This is a genomic window from Kitasatospora sp. GP82, assembly GCF_029892105.1.
Classification (GTDB): domain Bacteria; phylum Actinomycetota; class Actinomycetes; order Streptomycetales; family Streptomycetaceae; genus Kitasatospora.
The window spans coordinates 71,609-90,436 of sequence record NZ_JARZAJ010000001.1; the positions used below are offsets into that span (position 1 = coordinate 71,609).

15 protein-coding genes are annotated in these 18,828 nt (G+C 71.4%); 10 read left to right on the forward strand and 5 right to left on the reverse strand.

All coding sequences use genetic code 11. The features are described 5' to 3' along the window. Nucleotides 1–31: 31 nt before the first annotated feature. Entirely contained in the window at nucleotides 32–2,302 is a 2,271-nt protein-coding gene (locus tag P3T39_RS00330; protein ID WP_280695162.1) for a serine/threonine-protein kinase, read from the reverse strand. A 99-nt stretch (nucleotides 2,303–2,401) separates the two neighbouring features. Here P3T39_RS00330 and P3T39_RS00335 point away from each other — a divergent pair, with 99 nt between their 5' ends. Both P3T39_RS00335 and P3T39_RS00340 read left to right on the forward strand, forming a co-directional pair. Next, complete coding sequence (locus P3T39_RS00335; protein ID WP_280695163.1) at nucleotides 2,402–3,043, forward strand: A24 family peptidase; 642 nt, start codon at nucleotides 2,402–2,404, stop codon at nucleotides 3,041–3,043. Nucleotides 3,044–3,171: 128 nt separating this feature from the next. Then, nucleotides 3,172–4,566 (forward strand): S41 family peptidase, encoded by a 1,395-nt coding sequence (locus tag P3T39_RS00340; RefSeq protein WP_280695164.1) that lies wholly within the window; start codon nucleotides 3,172–3,174, stop codon nucleotides 4,564–4,566. A 154-nt stretch (nucleotides 4,567–4,720) separates the two neighbouring features. Here P3T39_RS00340 and P3T39_RS00345 read toward each other — a convergent pair whose 3' ends face one another. Beyond that, the gene (locus P3T39_RS00345; RefSeq protein WP_280695165.1) at nucleotides 4,721–6,340 is read right to left on the reverse strand and encodes a glycosyl hydrolase family 18 protein; all 1,620 of its coding nucleotides are present in this window, start codon (nucleotides 6,338–6,340) and stop codon (nucleotides 4,721–4,723) included. Nucleotides 6,341–6,736: 396 nt separating this feature from the next. On the opposite strand from P3T39_RS00345, the gene P3T39_RS00350 reads away from it, so the two are divergent. From P3T39_RS00350 to P3T39_RS00370, 5 genes are all read left to right on the forward strand, one after another. After that, nucleotides 6,737–7,531, forward strand: a complete 795-nt coding sequence (locus P3T39_RS00350; protein ID WP_280695167.1) for an isoprenyl transferase — start codon at nucleotides 6,737–6,739, stop codon at nucleotides 7,529–7,531. A 411-nt stretch (nucleotides 7,532–7,942) separates the two neighbouring features. Beyond that, on the forward strand, nucleotides 7,943–9,277 hold the full coding sequence (locus tag P3T39_RS00355; protein WP_280695168.1) for a PhoH family protein: 1,335 nt from the start codon (nucleotides 7,943–7,945) through the stop codon (nucleotides 9,275–9,277). Between the two features lie 404 nt (nucleotides 9,278–9,681). After that, nucleotides 9,682–10,401 carry a transglycosylase SLT domain-containing protein gene (locus P3T39_RS00360; protein WP_280695169.1) on the forward strand — a complete coding sequence of 240 codons (720 nt, stop codon included), beginning with the start codon at nucleotides 9,682–9,684 and terminating at the stop codon, nucleotides 10,399–10,401. A 455-nt stretch (nucleotides 10,402–10,856) separates the two neighbouring features. After that, nucleotides 10,857–12,260 (forward strand): AI-2E family transporter, encoded by a 1,404-nt coding sequence (locus P3T39_RS00365; RefSeq protein ID WP_280695170.1) that lies wholly within the window; start codon nucleotides 10,857–10,859, stop codon nucleotides 12,258–12,260. Between the two features lie 67 nt (nucleotides 12,261–12,327). Beyond that, nucleotides 12,328–12,648 (forward strand): hypothetical protein, encoded by a 321-nt coding sequence (locus P3T39_RS00370; RefSeq protein WP_348534296.1) that lies wholly within the window; start codon nucleotides 12,328–12,330, stop codon nucleotides 12,646–12,648. Between the two features lie 61 nt (nucleotides 12,649–12,709). Here P3T39_RS00370 and P3T39_RS00375 read toward each other — a convergent pair whose 3' ends face one another. Together P3T39_RS00375 and P3T39_RS00380 are read right to left on the reverse strand one after the other, a co-directional pair. After that, nucleotides 12,710–13,246, reverse strand: a complete 537-nt coding sequence (locus tag P3T39_RS00375; protein WP_280695171.1) for an alkyl hydroperoxide reductase — start codon at nucleotides 13,244–13,246, stop codon at nucleotides 12,710–12,712. Between the two features lie 2 nt (nucleotides 13,247–13,248). Next, complete coding sequence (locus P3T39_RS00380) at nucleotides 13,249–13,800, reverse strand: peroxiredoxin (RefSeq protein ID WP_280695172.1); 552 nt, start codon at nucleotides 13,798–13,800, stop codon at nucleotides 13,249–13,251. A 140-nt stretch (nucleotides 13,801–13,940) separates the two neighbouring features. Between P3T39_RS00380 and P3T39_RS00385 the strand changes: the two genes are divergently transcribed. The 3 genes from P3T39_RS00385 to P3T39_RS00395 all read left to right on the forward strand — a co-directional run bounded on the left by P3T39_RS00385 (nucleotide 13,941) and on the right by P3T39_RS00395 (nucleotide 16,772). Continuing rightward, on the forward strand, nucleotides 13,941–14,891 hold the full coding sequence (locus P3T39_RS00385) for a LysR substrate-binding domain-containing protein (RefSeq protein ID WP_280695396.1): 951 nt from the start codon (nucleotides 13,941–13,943) through the stop codon (nucleotides 14,889–14,891). Nucleotides 14,892–14,952: 61 nt separating this feature from the next. Continuing rightward, complete coding sequence (locus P3T39_RS00390; protein WP_280695173.1) at nucleotides 14,953–16,044, forward strand: AAA family ATPase; 1,092 nt, start codon at nucleotides 14,953–14,955, stop codon at nucleotides 16,042–16,044. After that, on the forward strand, nucleotides 16,041–16,772 hold the full coding sequence (locus tag P3T39_RS00395) for an HNH endonuclease (RefSeq protein WP_280695174.1): 732 nt from the start codon (nucleotides 16,041–16,043) through the stop codon (nucleotides 16,770–16,772). Before P3T39_RS00390 ends, P3T39_RS00395 begins: the two co-directional genes overlap by 4 nt. A 72-nt stretch (nucleotides 16,773–16,844) precedes the next feature. On the opposite strand, the gene P3T39_RS00400 is transcribed toward P3T39_RS00395, so the two are convergent. Continuing rightward, on the reverse strand, nucleotides 16,845–18,599 hold the full coding sequence (locus tag P3T39_RS00400) for a serine/threonine-protein phosphatase (protein ID WP_280695175.1): 1,755 nt from the start codon (nucleotides 18,597–18,599) through the stop codon (nucleotides 16,845–16,847). Between the last annotated feature and the right edge of the window lie 229 nt (nucleotides 18,600–18,828).

Below are 18,828 nucleotides of genomic sequence, written 5' to 3' on the forward strand. Positions count from 1 at the left end.
CATGGTCTGGAACACAGCCGACCCGGCCTCGTCACTCCGGCGGCAGCGCGTAGATGTGCGGGCCGAACTGCGCGAACAGCCGCTCGCCGTCCGTGCTCAGGTACCAGTCGTCCCCCGAGGTGCCCTCGACGGAGAAGGTCCAGCGCACGCTCGCGGCCTTGATGTCCACCGCGAAGACACCGCCCCCGAACCCGCCGGGCACGAAGAGCGTGTCCTTGACCAGCACCGGCGGCGTCATGACCGAGACGGACTTGGGCAGCGCGCAGCGCCACAGCTCCTTGCCGGTCGCGGCATCCCAGCCGCAGACCGAGGGCGTGCCGTCGCTGCCGTACACCACACCGTTCGCCGCGAGCACGGGGGTGAACATCCGCTTCTCGTCCGAGGGCACGGTGATCTTCCACTGCTGCTTGCCGTCGGTGAGCCGGACCGCCTGGAGACCGGTCCGCCCGGTCAGGCAGTACGCCTGGGTGGCGTCGGCGGCGGCCGGGTAGGCAGCGGGGACGCCGGTGTCGACGAACCAGATCTGCTTGCCGTCCTGGCCGCTGCGGGCGACCAGGTTGTTCTGGTTGTCGGTGTAGTAGACGTTGCCGGCAGCGGCCAGACCCTCCACGAAGGGGGTGGCGCTCTTCTGCCGCTCCTGGAACCAGAGTTCCTGCTGGGTGTCGAGCGACAGCGCGGTCACGCCGAAGGTCATGTCGCCGAACATGACGCCTGCGGGTGACAGGTCGGCCAGCGTGTAGACGGCGTGGTCGTCCGCGCCGAGCAGGCCGTCGGGGGTGAGCGAATCGCCCTTCATGTCCTTCCCGGCGAACGTCCAGCGCGGCACACCGGTGTCGGCGGCGAAGCCGACGAGCTGGGTGTCCGCCTGGGTGATGACCATCTGCTTGCTTGCCACCAGCACGATGGCGGGGACGTCGCGCCTGGCCCACTTCTCCTTGCCGGTCGTCGGGTCCAGAGCCACCAGGCCCTCGCCCTGCGGGCAGAGCGACCCGCCGACCACGAGCGGCGGCCGAGACGTCAGGCGCCCCTGGGCGTCGTACGTCCACAGCGGCTGCGGCGCGACACCGGCCGGGCGGGACTGCTTCGGGACGGGCTGCGGCGCCGTGCCGGTCGGGCTGGGAGCCGGGGACGGGGACGGGGAATGGCCGCGGGTCAGCGCCCAGGCCGTCCCGCCGACGGCGGCGACGGCCACCGCCCCGCCGCCGAACAGGAAGGCCCGCCGGGACGGCCGCGGCACGGTGGGCGACGCGGAAGCCTGTTCCGGCGCAGGGCCGCCTGCCGGGCCGCCTGCCTGCGGGGCCACCCGGCCCAGCTTCATGGTGCCGGGAGCGGCGGTCGCGGTGGCGGCGGCGTCCGTGCTGGTCGGTGTGTAGGGGTTCGGGGAGTGGACCGCACTGCCGCGCGCCGGGGTCTCCATGTCCATCACCTTCGCCGCGTGCTGCGCCAGCGCGGAGGTGACCGGCGCGGGCAGCCAGCCGTCGCGCAGCACCGCCGTGGCGCCGTCCGGCGCGAGCATCCCGGTGAGCTGTTCGGGGCTGGGCCGCAGCGCCGGGTCCTTCGCCAGACAGGCGGCCACGGCGGGGCGCAGCGAGGCGGGCAGGCCGTCCAGGTCGGGCTGGTCGTGCACCACCTTGTACAGCTGCGCGGCCGGGCCCGAGGCGGACTCGAACGGGCCCTGGCCGGTGGCCGCGTACACCAGCACCGAGCCGAGCGCGAAGACGTCACCGGCCGGGCCGATCGGCTGCCCCGAGGCCTGCTCGGGGCTCATGTAGCCGGGCGAGCCGACCACGATCCCGGTCCTGGTGAAGCCGTCGCCGTCCATCGCGCGGGCGATCCCGAAGTCGATCACCCGGGGTCCGTCGGCGGCCAGCAGCACATTGGACGGCTTGAGGTCGCGGTGCACCAGGCCAGCCCGGTGCACGGCGGCCAGCGCCTGGGCGAGACCTGCGCCGAGCGCCCGCACCGACTGCTCGGGCAGCGGTCCGTGCGCCATGACGGCCTCGGTCAGCGAGGGGCCGAGCACATACGCGGTCGCCAGCCAGGGCATCGGCCCGTCCCGGTCGGCGTCCACCACCGGCGCGGTGTACGTACCGTCCACCGCCTGGGCGGCGGCCACCTCACGGGCGAACCGGCTGCGGAACTCCTGATCCTCCGCCAGCTCCGAGCGGACGACCTTGACCGCGACTGTCCGGCCACCCGACGAACGGGCCAGGTAGACCCGGCCCATTCCGCCCGCGCCGAGCCGCGCCAGCAGTCGGTACGGTCCGACCGCCTCGGGGTCGGTGACGTCCAACGGCTCCATCTGCTGCTCCCGTGCCCAAGGTGATGTGCCATCACTGATCGGTGGCTCCGCAGATGGTACGGGCCGTAGGCTCGGTCCGGTCGGGCGGAGGGGGCAACTGTGGCCGGAGAGCTGGTCGGGACGTCGGCCGGTGCTGTCGCGGGAGTGCTCGCGGCACCGCTGCTGCGGGCTGCGGCGGCGCGCTACGCGGTGCCGTACGGCGAACCGTGGCGCGAGCGCTCGGCGCCCGGCGGCCCCGCTCTCCTCCCGGTCGGGCTGGTCGCGGCGGGGGTGGGTGCGGCGGTCGGTGCGGCGGCGCAGTGGCCGGTGGCGCTGCTGCTGGGCTGGGCCGGGCTGTTCGGGGTGGTCCTCGGCTTCGTGGACGCGGCCGTCCACCGGCTGCCGGACGTCCTCACCCTGCCGCTCGCCGTCGGCACGGCGACCCTGCTGCTGCTGACGGAGCACCAGGGTCCGGTACTGCTGCGCTGCCTGTACGCCGCACTCGCCTTCGGGGCCTGCTACGGGGCGCTCGCCCTGCTGGCCCCGATGGGCTTCGGCGACGCCAAGCTGGCGCCCGCGCTGGGGGCGGTGCTCGGCTGGTACGGCTGGAGGACGGTGCTGGCCGGGTTCTGGTACGGCTTTGTGCTGGCCGCCCTGTGGGGCGGTGCGCAGCTGCTGACCCGGCGGATGAAGGGCGGCGACTCGCTGCCGTTCGGCCCCTGCATGCTGCTCGGCGCCCTGCTGGCGGTACTTGCAGCCTGATACCGGGTGGTAGCACCACCTGAACCGGGCAGCCAGCACTATCGCCGGGCGAGGAGGCGGCGGGGAGCATGGTCACCGGGAAGCAGGGTGCTCAACCGGGAGGCGTGACCGTGCTGTTCAGGAATTCCATGTCGAAGGCCGCGTCGAAGGCCGCCACAGCGGTGGCGCTGCTGGCCGTCACGGGTGGCGTGGTGCTGCCCGCCGGGCCTGCGGCCGCCGCGTCGCGGTCGGTGGACGGCGTGTGGCGGACGGACGGCTACGGCACCGTGCTCTCGATCGCCGACGGCCACCTGCAGACGTACCAGACCAACTCGGTCAGCTGCCTGAAGGCGGACTCCGCCGAGCGTGCGAGCGCCGACGCCGGTTCGGCCACCTTCACCACCGGGGACGGGACGGTCCTCACCGTGCGCCCCCAGGGCAGCCGGGCGGCCTCCCTGCACGTGGACGGCTCCCCCGGGGACCGTACGCTGCACCGCGTCCCGGCCCTGCCCGACGACTGCACCCGTCCGGCGCCCACCGGCCCGGTGGCGACGTTCGACGTCTTCTGGCAGACCTTCGAGGACAACTACCCCTTCTTCGCCGCCAAGGGCATCGACTGGCATGCCGTCAGGGACACGTACCGGCCGCGGATCGGAGCGCAGACGAGCGACGCGGAGCTCTTCGCCGTCCTGAGCGAGATGGTCCAGCCGCTGTACGACGCGCATGTCCACATCGACGCCGGCGCCACGGGCTGCTTCGCCCGGATCCGCCCCGGCACCGTGATGCCGGGGCCCGACCTGGACAAGCGGGTCCGGGCGTACATCGAGAAGCGTGACCTCGGCGGCCGGAGCCTGCGGTACTACGCCAAGGACCGGATCGGCTACGCCGACCTGCCCGGCGGCCAGGGCTACCTGCGCATCTCCGGCTTCGGCGGCTACACGGACGACAAGAACGACAGCTACGCCGCCAACAGCGCCGAGCTCCGGCGCGCGCTCGACGACATCCTCACCCCCGAGCGCACCGCCCGGCTGCGCGGCCTGATCATCGACCTGCGGATCAACGGCGGTGGGTCCGACAGCCTGGGCCTTGAGATCGCCTCTCGCCTCACCGACCGCAGCTACCTCGCCTACAGCAAGGTGGTCCGCAACGACCCGGCCGATCCGAGCGGCTTCACCCGCCCGCAGCCCGTTGCCGTGCAGCCTGCCCAGGGCGCCCGCTACACCGGCCCGGTCGCGGTCCTGACCAGCGGATCGACGGTGAGTGCGGGGGAGACGTTCACCCAGGCCCTGATCGACCGCCCCGGTGGCACGGCCCGGGTCGGGGAGTCCACCCAGGGCGTCTTCTCGGACGTGCTGGGACGCAGCCTCCCCAACGGCTGGGAGTTCGGAATGCCGAACGAGGAGTTCCGTACCCGATCCGGCCGCACCTTCGACGGCCCGGGCATACCGCCCCAGTACCCCGAACCGGTCTTCACCGAGGACGAGTTCGGCCATCACCGCGACTCGGCCTTCGATCGCGCGCTCGCTCTGCTGACGCGCCGATGACTTCCTGCTGACCTCCTGACGATCTCCTGCCGACGTGCCGACGTGCCGACGTGTCGAGCCTGCCGGAACGGGCGAGGCCCGCCGCAACCCGGACGGTACGGCGGGCCTCGCCCGGTGCACCCGCCCCCCCGAAGGGCGGGTGCTCCCGACGGAGTTACGGCATTGCGTGGACGTGGGCGCCCACATTGGCGGAGAAGTCATTGCCGTTGGCGGCGTCCCAGTTGGTCGACCAGGTCATCGCGCCCCGGATGGTCGGCCACTTGGCCGGCGGGACGAAGCTGCCGCAGTTGGTGCCCGTGGCCAGGCAGTCCAGCGCGTTGTTCACGACGGTCGAGTTGACGTAACCGCCGCCTGCCGCCTTGCTGGAGGCGGGGACACCGATGCCGACCTGGTCCGGGCGCAGACCGCCCTGGATGTGGGTGCAGATCTGGCCGGTGATGAAGTCCACGGTGCCCTGGTTGTAGACCTTGCCGTCGCAGCCGTTCATCCCACCGGAGTTGTAGAACTGGGTGTTGACGACGGTCAGGATGTCCTTGGTGTTCAGCGCCAGCTGGAAGTACGCACCCGAGGTGCTGTACATCCCGATGGTCTCGGGCGCCACGGTCAGTACGAAGCCGGAGCCGACCTTGCTCTGCAGGGTGTGCAGCGCCTGTGCCATGTAGACGGGGTCGACGCCGTTCTCCAGGTCGATGTCCACACCGTCGAAGCCGTAGCTCTGGATCAGGGCGTAGGCACTGTTGGCGAAGTTGTTGGCGGAGGCGGTGCTGTTGACCACGATGGTGCCGTTCTGGCCACCGACCGAGACGACGACCCGCTTGCCCGCCGCGTGCTTGGCGGCGATGTCGGCCTTGAAGTCGGCGTCGGTGTAGCCGCCCAGCTTGGTGGCCAGCGCCGGGTCCAGGGTGAAGCCGATCGCACCCGGCGTGCTCGTCGCGTCGGCGAAGGAGACCGCGATGATGTCGTACGCGCTCTGTACATCACGCAGGCGCTGGACGGTGGCGCCGTTGTCGAAGTTCTGCCAGTAACCGGTCAGGGCGTGGGCCGGCAGACCCCCGCTCGGCGGCGTGGTGGGGCCGGTCGGCGAGGGGCTGCTGCTCGGGCTGCCCGAGGGCGGGCTGCTCGGGGAGGACGAGGGCGAGCTGCTCGGGGAGGACGACGACGGCGACGAGGACGGCGAGCTGCTCGGTGTCGGGGAGGAGGAGCCGGCGGAGGTGGAGGGGGACGGCGATGCGGTGCCCGCCGGGCCGGTCAGCGTGATGTCGTCGGCGCTGTAGGCGCCCTGGCCGTACCAGCCGTGCACATACACGGTGATACTGCCGACGCCTGCGCCCGTGGTGAAGGTGGTGCCGAGCTGGTTCCAGCCGCTCTGGCCGGACCACACGGACGGATCGGTACCGCCGGTACCGCTCGCACCCAGGTACACGTACGGGCCCTGGACCCAACCGCTCAGCGTGTAGGTGGTGTTGGGCAGCACGCTGACGGTCTGCTGACAGGTGGCGGTGTCCGAGCTGCCGGGGGTCGCCTGGAGGGCGTTCGAGCCGGAGTGGGTCGGGGAGGAGACCGTGCTCGCGGTGCCGGTGCAGCTCCAGCCGGAGAGGCTTCCGGTCTCGAAACCGCCGTTGGCGACGAGGTTGCCGACCGCCGCGCTGGCCCCGCCCTCGAAGAGGGCCAGGCCGGACCCGGCCAGGGCCAGTGCGGCGGTGCCGGCCGCGAGGACCGTGGGGACGTTGCTTCGGCGGCGCCGGTGGGACGGCTGCTGCAGCGTACGGGCCATGGAGAGACGCTCCGGTGGGGTAAGGAGGGGGAGCCGCCGCGGTGGGGGCGCGGCGGCTCCGTGTGGGGGAGGGAGGTCCGCAGGAGAGCTGTCGGGTTCGACGGGCCGACCAGTGCGCTCCGGTTCCGTCGCCTCGCTCAAAAGCTGGACTAGACCAATGGGGGGCGTCAAGCATCCGGAACCCGGCTTACGGGTTGCTTAAGGAAGCGGTGACCGTTCCGTGTCATGGCAGGTGTGACTGCGGCCACACCGGACCCACATGGGATCGAACCCTTCTGTACATGCTTGTGACACCTTCGGTACCTGCGGCTTTACCTCCGCGTACCGCGCGGGAGTAGGCTGCGCCGGGGGTATTCAGTCGCACCCGGGGGACCGAGTACGGAGGGGCCGAACGTCATGGGTCTGCGCGATGTGGTCGAGAGCACGCCGGGTCTGCGCACCCTGCTGGACAACGCGTACCGGCTCTACGGCCGCCGGGTCGAGGTGCACCTCGACAACACCCCGCGCCACATCGGGGTGATCCTCGACGGCAACCGTCGCTGGGCCAAGGCGACCGGCGGTACCACCGTGTACGGACACCAGCGCGGTGCGGACAAGATCAGCGAGTTCCTGGGCTGGTGCGACGAGACGCACGTCAAGGTCGTCACCCTCTGGATGCTCTCGACCGACAACCTCTCCCGGCCCGCCGACGAACTGGTCCCGCTGCTCGGGATCATCGAGGATGCGGTGCGCGGACTGGCCGAGTCCCGCCGCTGGAAGGTCAACCCGGTCGGCGCGCTCGACCTGCTGCCGGAGCACACGGCGGACGTGCTCAAGCAGGCCGCCCAGGCCACCGCACACGTCAAGGGGATCACGGTCAACGTCGCCGTCGGCTACGGCGGCCGGCACGAGATCGCCGACGCCGTCCGCTCCCTCCTCCAGGAGCACGCGGGCCGGGGCACCTCGATCGAGGAACTGGCCGAAATCCTCACCGTCGAGCACATCGCCGAACACCTCTACACCACCGGCCAGCCCGACCCCGACCTGATCATCCGTACCTCCGGGGAACAGCGCCTCTCCGGCTTTCTGCTCTGGCAGAGCGCCCACAGCGAGTTCTACTTCTGCGAGGCGTACTGGCCGGCCTTCCGCAAGGTCGACTTCCTGCGGGCCCTGCGCGACTACCAGCTGCGCCACCGCCGCCTCGGCCTCTGAGGGTTCGGCCGCAGACGGTTCGGTTCCGGCGGTGGCTCGCGGTGTTGGGGTCGGCCGGGGACGCGGGGGGCGCCCCCCGCAGTGGTCAGGCCTGCTTCTGCGAGGCGTACTGGCCGGCCTTGTGCATGGTCGCCCTCCTGAGGGCAGAGCAGTCTGCGGGCCCTGCGCGACTATCGGCTGCGCCACCGCCTCGGCCTCCGAAGGCTGGTCGGTGCGCCTGACAGCGGTTCAGGTCGTGTGCCCGGGAGGCGGGCGGGTAAACGTTCGTCGACAATGATCCGTCACTTGCGTGCGACGGGTATGCACCGCGGCTCGCCTGGGAATACCCCCCTCAGACCGGTACTCCGGCCACCGGGGTCGCGGGGACCGGCTTGCCGCGGGTGACGCTGGGTCATCCGCTCTGGAGGCCTAGTGGTCAGTACCAAGAGCCGCCGGACACCAGACCGGCGCACGTACGTTCTCGACACCAGCGTGCTCCTGGCCGACCCGTTCGCCATGACGCGCTTCGAGGAGCACGAGGTCGTCCTTCCGGTGGTGGTGGTCACCGAGTTGGAGGCCAAGCGGCACCACCCGGAGCTGGGCTACTTCGCCCGCCAGGCGCTCCGTCTGCTGGACGACTACCGAATTCACCACGGTCGGCTCGACGAGCCGATCCCGGTGGGCGAGTTCGGCGGCACCATCCGGGTCGAGCTCAACCACTCCGACCCCTCCGTGCTGCCGGCCGGGTACCGCTCGGGCGGAGGCGAGGCGGACACCCGGATCCTGGCGGTCGCCCGCAATCTGCAGGCCGAGGGCTACGACGTCACCGTCGTCTCGAAGGATCTGCCGCTGCGGATCAAGGCCAGCTCGGTCGGTCTGCTGGCGGAGGAGTACCGGGCGGAGCTGGCGATCACCTCGGGCTGGACGGGGATGTCCGAGCTGCATGTCTCCGGTGACCAGGTGGACGCCCTGTTCGGGGCCGGCCACGACGTCGCCGTGGACATCGACGGCGCCGACGAACTGCCCGTGCACACCGGCCTGGTCCTCACCTCGGAGCGCGGCCGCGCGCTCGGCCGGGTGACGCACGACGGCCGGGTCCGGCTGGTCCGGGGGGACCGCGAGGCGTTCGGGCTGCGGGGCCGCAGTGCCGAGCAGCGGGTCGCGCTGGAACTGCTGCTGGACCCCGAGGTCGGCATCATCTCGATGGGCGGCCGTGCGGGCACCGGTAAGTCCGCGCTGGCGCTCTGCGCGGGACTGGAGGCCGTGCTGGAGCGACAGCAGCACCGCAAGGTGATGGTGTTCCGTCCGCTGTACGCGGTCGGGGGGCAGGAGTTGGGCTACCTGCCGGGTACCGAGGCCGAGAAGATGGGCCCCTGGGCGCAGGCGGTCTTCGACACCCTCTCCGCCGTGACCACTCCGGACGTGATCGAGGAGGTGATCGCCCGGGGGATGCTGGAGGTGCTGCCGTTGACCCACATCAGGGGCCGGTCGCTGCACGACGCGTTCGTGATCGTGGACGAGGCGCAGTCCCTGGAGCGGAACGTCCTGCTGACCGTGCTGTCCCGGATCGGTCAGGGCTCCCGGGTGGTGCTCACCCACGACGTGGCGCAGCGCGACAACCTGCGGGTGGGCCGGTACGACGGCGTGGTCGCGGTGGTGGAGAAGCTCAAGGGGCATCCGTTGTTCGCACACGTCACGCTGACGCGCTCGGAGCGCTCGCCGATCGCCGCTCTGGTCACGGAGATGCTGGAGGACATCCAGCCCTGAACTCCCGCTCCACAGTGGGTCAAATCGCCCTAAAAGGACATCAAGGGACCTGTCGCATAGCGGCAGGTCCCTTGGCTGTCATCACATCTGACTGTTTCTTCTCCCGTGGCGCGACAAACCCCCTGCTCGCGGTGATTGTGAGATCCGCCACGCAACCGGGAATTGCGTAGACACGTCCCGGTGCGGCATGGTGAGGGTTCTGTCAGGCCCCGCGTACGGCACAACTCGCCCGGCAACTCCGGTCGGCGGGCGAACAACTGAACACAGATGAGCCGTGCGCCGCCCGATCCACTCGCTTGTCCGACTCAGTCTCGGCCTGGCGCCGGGCCCGAGTCTCCCGTGACCAGCACCTGTGGAGACCAGCGCCAAGGGGCATGTTGCGTCCGAACGGTCACGCGCGGGCGATGCTGGAAGGAAACCATGTGACTCGGATCTCGGTCCGGGGAGTTGCTGTGGCCTCCGCCACCGCGGTCACCGCTGTCGGTGCCGTCGTCGGCGTGGCCTCCGGTAGCGAGGGCAAGAGCACCCAGACGGTCGACGTCGCAGGTGCCACCCTGCTCGCCGACGTCCCCACGGGTGCCCACGCGGAGACCGTCAGCAACAACTTCAGCCGTCAGGCCGCCGCTCAGCAGGTGTCCGCCGACGAAGCCGCCAAGGAAGCCGCCGTCAAGAAGGCCGCCGACGAGGCCGCGCGCCAGAAGGCCGCTGCCGACGCTCAGGCCAAGGCCGATGCCGAGAAGGCGGCCAAGGCCGCCGAGGAGAAGCGGCAGGCCGACGAGGAGGCTGCGAACCGTGCCAAGGCGCGGACCGAGATGGCGGCCGTCAGTGCCAGCCCCGGTTCGGTCCAGGCCCTGGCCGCCTCGATCGTCGGTGACTCCAGCCAGTTCCAGTGCTTCAGCCACATCGTGAACAACGAGAGCGGCTGGGACTACACCGCGACCAACGCGGGCTCCGGGGCGTACGGCCTGGTCCAGGCGCTGCCGGGTTCCAAGATGGCCTCGGCCGGCTCGGACTGGCGGACCAACCCCGCGACGCAGATCAAGTGGGGCCTGAACTACATGAACGACCGCTACGGTTCGCCGTGCGGTGCGTGGTCCTTCTGGCAGGCGCACCAGTGGTACTGAGCATTCGCTGCCACTGAGCGCCGCCCAGCGCATACGAGAGGCCCCCGACCTGCGTCGGGGGTCTCTCGCGTCTGTGCACACAAATCTGTACGAGTCGTCGGTACGGGAGTTCAGCCGCGGCGGGCCGCGCCGCCCGGCGCTGCGCTGACCATGCGCGGACGGGCGGTGCGGTCCTGATTGCGAACGCGGGGCGCCGGGGAGGGTCCTGGAAGCCCCGGCACCGGCCGGTCCGCCGGCAGTTGGCTCCGTGCATCAGGGCCCCTCCCCGGCGATCCACTGTCCGAAACCAGAGAATTGTCCGATATTTTGGCGTTTTCTGCCTCCGGGACATCGGAGATTCCTTGCCCTCACCCCTCTGCCGCGGCGAATCGGGGTCCGGCGGGCGGGTAGCGTCGTCCCCGACAGCCGTGACGGGGACGACCCACGGCGCAGCATGGGCCGATCGGGGAGCGGTGGTGTCGAAGGTGGCGCGGGGCGCGAAAGTGCTGGCGGTGTCAGGGGCGGGAGCTCTGGCGTCCCGGGTGGTGGCGGTGCTGGCGGAACGGCGCCGGGCTGCCCGTGCGGTGGACGATCCACTGCCGGATGGCGGCGGTGTGCTCGCACGGATAGCGGTACAGACGGAAGAACCGGCGATCGAGGTGCCGACGCCGCGCGCTCCGCAGCCGGACGTGTCCGTCCGGAACCCCGAGGCGGAGCGGACGGTCCCGGCGCCGTACGGGCGGGAGCCGAACCTGCGCCGTCCGGCGAGCCCGGTCGAGGCGGTGCCGTGGACGCTGCGGGTGGCCGCCGAGTCCACCTGGCGGCTGCTGCTGCTCGCGGCGGCGCTCTACCTGGTGTTCCGGGTGGTGGACATGCTGCGGCTGGTCGCCTTCGCGGTGCTGGCCGCGCTGCTGATCTCCGCGCTGCTGGAGCCCACCGTGTCCTGGCTGCGCCGGCACGGTGTGCCGCGCTCGCTGGCGGCGGCGGGCACCTTCCTCAGCGGGCTGGCGGGGATCGGGTTGGTCGGCTGGTTCGTGATCTGGCAGGTGAGCACCAACCTCAACTCGGTCACCGGCAAGGTGCAGGCGGGTGTCAACCAGCTCCGCGAGTGGCTGGTCACCGGGCCGCTCCATCTGACCCAGCAGCAGATCAACGACTTCGCCAAGCAGATCTCGACCGCGATCGGCACCAACTCCGAGCAGATCACCTCGGCCGGGTTCACCGGCGTGACGATAGCCGTCGAGGTGCTCACCGGTGTCGTGCTGGCCGCCTTCACCACGTTCTTCCTGCTCTACGACGGTGCCAGGATCTGGAGCTGGCTGCTGCGAGGTCTGCCGCGCCACTCGCGCTATGCGATGGCGGGCGCGGGCCCGAAGGCGTGGGCCACCCTGACCGCGTATGTGCGCGGCACCGTGTGCGTGGCCTTCATCGACGCGCTCTGCATCGGTATCGGTATCCAGCTGCTCGGAGTTCCGCTGGCGCTGCCGCTGGCGGTGATCATCTTCCTCGGTGCCTTCGTGCCGCTGGTCGGCGCACTGGTCACCGGCACCATCGCGGTCCTGATCGCCCTGGTGACGCAGGGGCCGTTCACCGCGCTGATGGTGCTGGTGGTGCTGGTCGCGGTGCAGCAGATCGAAGGGCATCTGCTCCAGCCGCTGATCCTCGGCCGCGCGGTGCGGGTGCATCCGCTGGGCGTGGTCCTGGGCGTCGCGGCGGGTTCGATCGTCGGCGGGATCGGCGGCGCCATCGTGGCCGTCCCACTGATCGCCGTGACCAACACGGTCGTCACCCACCTGCGCCAGCGCAACGCGGCCGGCCAGCAGGTCTTCGACGCCCTCGAAGCCGCCCGCGTCGCAGCCCCGGCCGACCCCTCCGCCTGACCCGGCCCGCCCCGTCGACAACCTGTCGGACCGCGGTCGTAGCATCGAGCTGGTCCGTGCGGCTCACCTGCTCCGCAGAAGACTTCGTCCTGCCCCCGAACGTCTTCATCATCGGCACCATGAACGCGGCCGACCGCTGGCCGTCGCGGACGCCAAGTACAAGGCCGACAGGAAGCCGGTGGACGACCTCTACCAGATGCTGGCCTACGCCACCGCGCTCGGTCTGCCGTCCGGTCACCTCGTCTACGCCAGGGGCGGCGCACCGGCTGCCCTGCACCGGATCCGCAACGCGGGCACCAGGATCCAGCAGCACGACCTCGATCTCGACCAGCCGCCGGAGAGGCTCCTGGCAGACCTGGCGGGAATAACCGGGGCGATGGCGGGGTGAACGGCGAAAGGGGCCCCGCCGGACGGTTGTCCGACAGGGCCCCTTCGTGCTGCCTGGTGCGTCAGAGCGCGGCCAGCGCGGCCTCGGAGTCGAGGGTCGCGGCGACGGCCTGGACGACGGCGGCGATCTTCATCGAGGCCTGGACGGTCGCGGCGTCGACGCCCGCCTTGCGCAGGACGTTCTCGTGCGAGTCGAGGCACTGGCCGCAGCCGTTGATCGCGGAGACCGCGAAGCACCACAGCTCGAAGTCGACCTTCTCGACGCCCGGGGTGCCGATGATGTTCATCCGCAGACCGGCGCGCATGGTGGCGTACTCGTCGTTGGAGAGCAGGTGCAGCGTCCGGTAGTAGACGTTGTTCATGCCCATGATGGCGGCGGCGCCCTTGGCGGCGTTGTACGCCTCCGGGGTCAGGTTCGCCTTGGCCTCGGGCTCCAGCTCACGCAGGACGGAGGGGCTGCGGGTGGCCATGGCGCAGGCCAGCACGGTGCCCCAGAGCTGCTGGGCGGGGAGCTCGGAGTTGCCGATGACCGCGCTCAGGTTGAGCTTGAGGTCCTTGGCGTACTCGGGCAGCGCCGCCTTGAGGTCGTCGAGAGCCATGGTCAGCCGGCCAGCAGGGCCTGGGCGTCGAGGGTGTCCTCGCCCTTGGTCCAGTTGCAGGGGCACAGCTCGTCGGTCTGCAGGGCGTCCAGCACCCGCAGGACCTCCTTGGGGTTACGGCCGACGGAGCCGGCGGTCACCATGACGAACTGGATCTCGTTGTTCGGGTCCACGATGAAGACGGCGCGCTGGGCCAGGCCGTCGGCACCCTCGACACCGCAGGCGCGCATCAGGTCGTGCTTGACGTCGGCCAGCATCGGGAAGGGCAGGTCGCGCAGGTCCTTGTGGTCCTTGCGCCAGGCGTGGTGGACGTACTCGGAGTCGCCGGAGACGCCGAGGATCTGGGCGTCGCGGTCGGCGAACTCCTCGTTCAGCTTCCCGAACGCGGCGATCTCGGTCGGGCAGACGAAGGTGAAGTCCATCGGCCAGAAGAAAACGATCTTCCACTTGCCCTCGTAGGACTTGTGGTTGATCTCGGCGAAGGCGTTCGCGGCGTCCAGGTCGACGCAGGCGTTGAGTTCGAACTCGGGGAACTTGTCACCGATCGTGAGCACGTTCGCTTCTCCTGTGTTGCGATTGAGGGGAGGTATATCCGGATTGCCTATGGTTCGGCCGTTCCGGACTGATCCACAGTGACACACGGTCCACTGATCGGGGAAATAGCTAGACTCGATCCGTCTGATCGGAGAGAGCTATCAGTAACTCGCACCACCCCAAGCCACGTACCCCCACGATCGTCCAGCTCAGGGCATTCCTCGCGGTCGTGGAGCACCGCCACTTCCGCGATGCGGCCGCCACCGTCGGCCTCAGCCAGCCCGCGCTGTCCGGGGCGGTCGCCGCTCTGGAGGAGACGCTCGGGGCGCAGCTGGTCGAGCGTACGACGCGGAAGGTCATCATCACGCCGCTGGGGGAGCGTGTGGCCAATCATGCACGCCGGGTGCTCGCCGCGCTGCACGACCTGACCGAGGAGGTCGAGGCGGCCCGCCGCCCGTTCACCGGCCCGCTGCACCTCGGCGTCATCCCGACCGTCGCCCCGTACCTGCTGCCCGCCGTGCTCCGGCTGGTCCGCCGCAGCTACCCCGAGCTCGATCTGCACGTCCACGAGGAGCGCACCCCCTCACTGCTGGAGGGGCTCGCCACCGGCCGGCTGGACCTCCTGCTGCTCGCTCTGCCCGCCGGGGGCTCGGCGCCCACCCGCGACATCCCGCTCTTCGACGAGGACTTCGTCCTGATCACGCCGCCCGACCACGAGCTGGCCGGGCGGAGCGATGTGCCCCGCGACGTCCTGCTCGACCTCGACGTGCTGCTGCTGGAGGAGGGCCACTGCCTGCGCGACCAGGCTCTCGACATCTGCCGCGAGGTCGGTGCGGACCCGTCCGGCGGCTCGACCAGGGCCGCCGGGCTCTCCACCCTGGTCCAGCTGGTCGCCGGGGGCATCGGCGTCACCCTGCTGCCCGCCACCGCCCTCGACGTCGAGGCCGGACGCACCGACCGGCTTGCCGCCGTCCACTTCGCCGCACCGGCACCCGGCCGCCGGATCGGCCTGGCGACCCGCCCGGGATCGGCCCGCAGTGCCGAGTACGAGCGCTTCGCCGCCTCCCTGCGCGAGGTGCTGACCGAGCTGCCCGTTCGAATCGTGGAGTGATTCACCGGCCGGTGACGGGTACTCAATCCATGCATCGCCGATCGGCACAGGGGTGGCTGCCATGTATGTCGCCAGGCTCAGGATCGAGAACCTCGGGGGGTTCCGGGGCGAGCGCACCGTCGACCTGGACCTGACCAGGCCCGACGGTTCGCACGCCGGCTGGACGGTACTCGCCGGGCCCAACGGCTCCGGCAAGACCGCCCTGCTGCACGCCCTCGCCCACGCGCTCGGGCGCGGCCCTGCAGATCCCGCTTGGCTGCACGGGGGCGGGGGCGCCGGCGAGGTCAGGGTCATCGGCGCGGCGGCGGAGGAGGTGCGCTGGCAGCTCGCCCGCACCGACGGCGGCCTCGCCGAACACCGCTCCGGCACCCATGCCGCCGCCGTCGCGCCCGTCGCCACCCGCTTTCACGGCTCCGCAACCCTCGCCGAAAGCATCCGATGGCTGATGAGGCATCAAAGTGATTCGGTGTTCGCCATGTTGGACGACGGCCTGCTGCCCGAGGGGCACCGGATCGCCCGTGTCGACTCCGGTGGCCTCTGGATCGCCCAGGGCGGCAGCGTCCTTCCGGCGGACGCGCTCGGTGGGGGTGTCAGGGCTGCCATCGCCCTGGTTCTCGACCTGCTGCGACACGCCCAACCGGAGGAGCCGGGCGAGGAGTTGGTGGTGGACGGTGAACTGCCGACCGCCCCTGCACCCGGCCTCGCCCTGGTCGACGAGGCGGAGGCCCACCTCCACCTCGCCCGGCAGCAGCAGCTCGGCGAATGGCTGGTCGCGCACTTCCCCAAGGTCCAGTTCCTGGTCTCCACGCACAGCCCGTACATCTGCCAGGCCGCCGACCCGGGCGGACTGATCCGCCTGCCGGGCCCCACCGAGCAGGTGCCGCCCCGCATCCTCGACGAGGACCTGCACCAGCGCATCGTCTACGGCAGCGGCGACGACGCCGCACTCACCGAACTCTTCGGCCTGCCCAGCGTCCACTCCCCGCAGGCCGAGGCCGAACGGCAGCTGCTGATCGCCCTGGAGCGCAAGCTGTACGCGGGCAGGGCGTCCACCGCCGAGGCCGCCGAGTACCGCGCGCTCGGTGCCAGGCTCAACAGCTCGCTCACCGCCCGGGTGGACGAGGTCCGCTCCCGCCGGGGCGGCAGGCCGTGATCCCGCTCCAGCGCCCGCCGCTGCACGACCGGTTGGCCGCCGACCTGGCCCGGCGCACCGAGGCGATCCGCGCCGCCGGCCCCAGCACCGCCACCGGACGGTCCGCCTGGCGCACCGCCCGCGAATCCAAGGCCAAGCTGCGCACCCTGCTGCACCGGATGGCCCCCGGCCTGCTCCGCTGTATGTACTGCGGCGACAACCTCGGCACCGACATCGACCACTTCGAGCCCATCGCCCGAGCCCCACTGCGCACCTTCGACTGGCACAACCACCTGCTGGCCTGCGCCTACTGCAACAGCAACCGCAAGCGCGACCTCTTCCCCTGCGACCCCGTCACCGGCGCCCACCTGCTGATCGACCCCGCCCGCGAGGATCCGGCCGACCATCTGCTGCTCTACCTGGAGTCCGGCTCGTACCAGGGGCTGACGCCCAAGGGGCATGCCACCATCGACGTCTTCGGCCTCAACTCCCGTGGGGAGCTGGTCCGGGGGCGGCGGCTGGCCTTCACCGTGGTCAAGTCCCTGCTGCGGGAGTGGCATGCCCAGCGGAAGGTGTCGCCCGACGCCGCAGGGGAGTTGGCCGATGCCCTGGTGGTGCTCTGGCAGGCGGACGTGCTGCGCGCGGTCGTCCGCCTCGCCCGCACCCCGCCCCTCGCGGAGGCCGTCCTCGGCCCGGACGCGCACGCGGCGCTTCGCCAACTCGCTTACCAGGACCGGCGGTTCACGTAACCCCTGACGACCGGCCGATTGCCCTCGCTCCGCAGAGCCCGGGGTGGTCCGCACGCGCAGTTGATCAAGCCCCTACTGCCGGGGGATCCGCTGCTCGAACCAGACCACCTTTCCGGCGCCGAGCCTGGTCGCGCCCCACCGCTCCGCACACCTGGCCACTATCTGCAGTCCCCGCCCCCGCTCGTCCTCGGGCCCGACCCGCTGGGCGCGGGGCAGGACCGGGCTGTCGTCGCCGACCTCGCAGCGCAGGACCGAGGTCCGCACCAGTCGCAGCGTGACCGGGCGGGTGGCGTGCTGGATGGCGTTGGTCACCAGCTCGCTGACCATCAACTCGGTGTTCTCGGCGAGGGGTTCGAGCCCCCATCGGCGCAGCGCGTGCCCGGCCAGGCGGCGTGCGCGGCCCGGGGTCTCGTGCCGGGGCTGGAGGTACCAGTACGCGACGTCCTCGGCCGGGATGCCGTCGAAGGCGGCGGCCAGCAGGGCGATGTCGTCGGCCCGGTCGCCGGGCGGGAGGATTCGCAGCGCCTCGTGGCACAGCTGCTCGGGCGAGCGCCGGTCCGCGCTGCCGAGACGGCTGCGCAGCAGCTCAAGGCCGGTGCCGATCGGCCGGCGCCGGGACTCCACCAGGCCGTCGGTGAAGAGCAGCAGCGCGGAGCCCGGCGGTGCGGGCAGCTCGGCGGAGCTGAAGTCCACCCCGCCGACCCCGATCGGGGCGCCCGGCTCCAGGTCGAGCAGTTCGCTGCGGCCGTCCGGCTGGATCAGGATCGGCGGCACGTGTCCGGCGTTGGCCAGCACCACCCGATTGGCGATCGGGTCGTAGACCGCGTACACGCAGGTCGCCAAGTGCTGTTCGTGGCCCAGTCGTTGGGCCTGCTCGTCGAGGTGGTAGAGCACCTCGTGCGGCGGCAGGTCGAGGGCGGCCAGGGTCTGTGCGCTGGTGCGCAGTTGGCCCATGATCGCGGCGGAGGTGAGCGAGTGGCCCATCACATCGCCGACGATCAGGGCCATCCGGTTGCCGGGCAGCGGGACCGAGTCGTACCAGTCACCGCCGACCTGGGCGCCACTCTCACCGGGCAGATAGCGGTGGGCCAGCCGGACCCCGTGCCGCTGCGGCAGATGGGTCGGCAGCATGCTGCGCTGGAGCTCGTCCGCGATCTCCCACTCGCGGGAGTAGCGCAGTGCGGTGTCCACGGCCAGCCCCGCCTGGGTGGCCAGATGGGTGGCGGTGGCGGTGTCGGCGAGATCGAAGGCGGTGGCGGCGTCGAAGGCCGCCGTCACCGGGTCGGCCACGGCGGGCTGCGGCGCCGGGGTCTTGCCCGGGCGGCGGATCAGCATCAGTAGTCCGAGTGCCGCCTTCCGCCCGCGCAGCGGCAGTGCCAGCAGCGCCGTCCCCGCCGCCAGCCGGGCGATCGTCGGTGCCCCGTACAGCTCCTCCAGCAGCGGACGCAGCCGGTCGGCCGACGGGGTGCCCAGCACCACCGGACCGGTGCACAGCTGCTGGTCGAGCGTCCGGGCGAGTGCGCCGCCGGACTGGACCTGCCTGGTCGGCGAGCGGCGGCCGAGCCGGGTGCCCTGGGAATGGTGGATGCGCAGCGCGCTCGGGCAGCCCGGGTCGCGTTCGAGGTTCGGCAGCGGGTCGCGCAGATGGAGCACGGCGGCGTCGGCCAGCACGGGGACCAGCACCCGGCCGAGGTTGCGCAGCGTCGCGGTGAGGTCCAGCGAGCTGTTGATCCGCCGGGCGGCGCTGTCCAGGTACGACAGCCGCTCGGCGATCAGGGGGCGCCCGTCAGGGCTCTGCGGGAGGGGCGTGGACGGCACAGTGGTCATGGGCATCGAGGCGGACGGCATCGTGGCCGCCATCGCGGGTGGTGAGCGGCGTTGGGTGGGCACGGTGGGCGGCTGCCCGGTCTGGGGCTGGTAGTGGTCGCGCACGGGCTGCCCGTTCCAATAGGTCGAAGAGGTCTGAGGGGGAGTCGGCGGTTCTGTGCCGGAGCGGCCCGCGTTCGCTCGGCCCTGAGGCCTCGCGGTCGGTCTGTGGCCGGTCGGTCCGAGGACG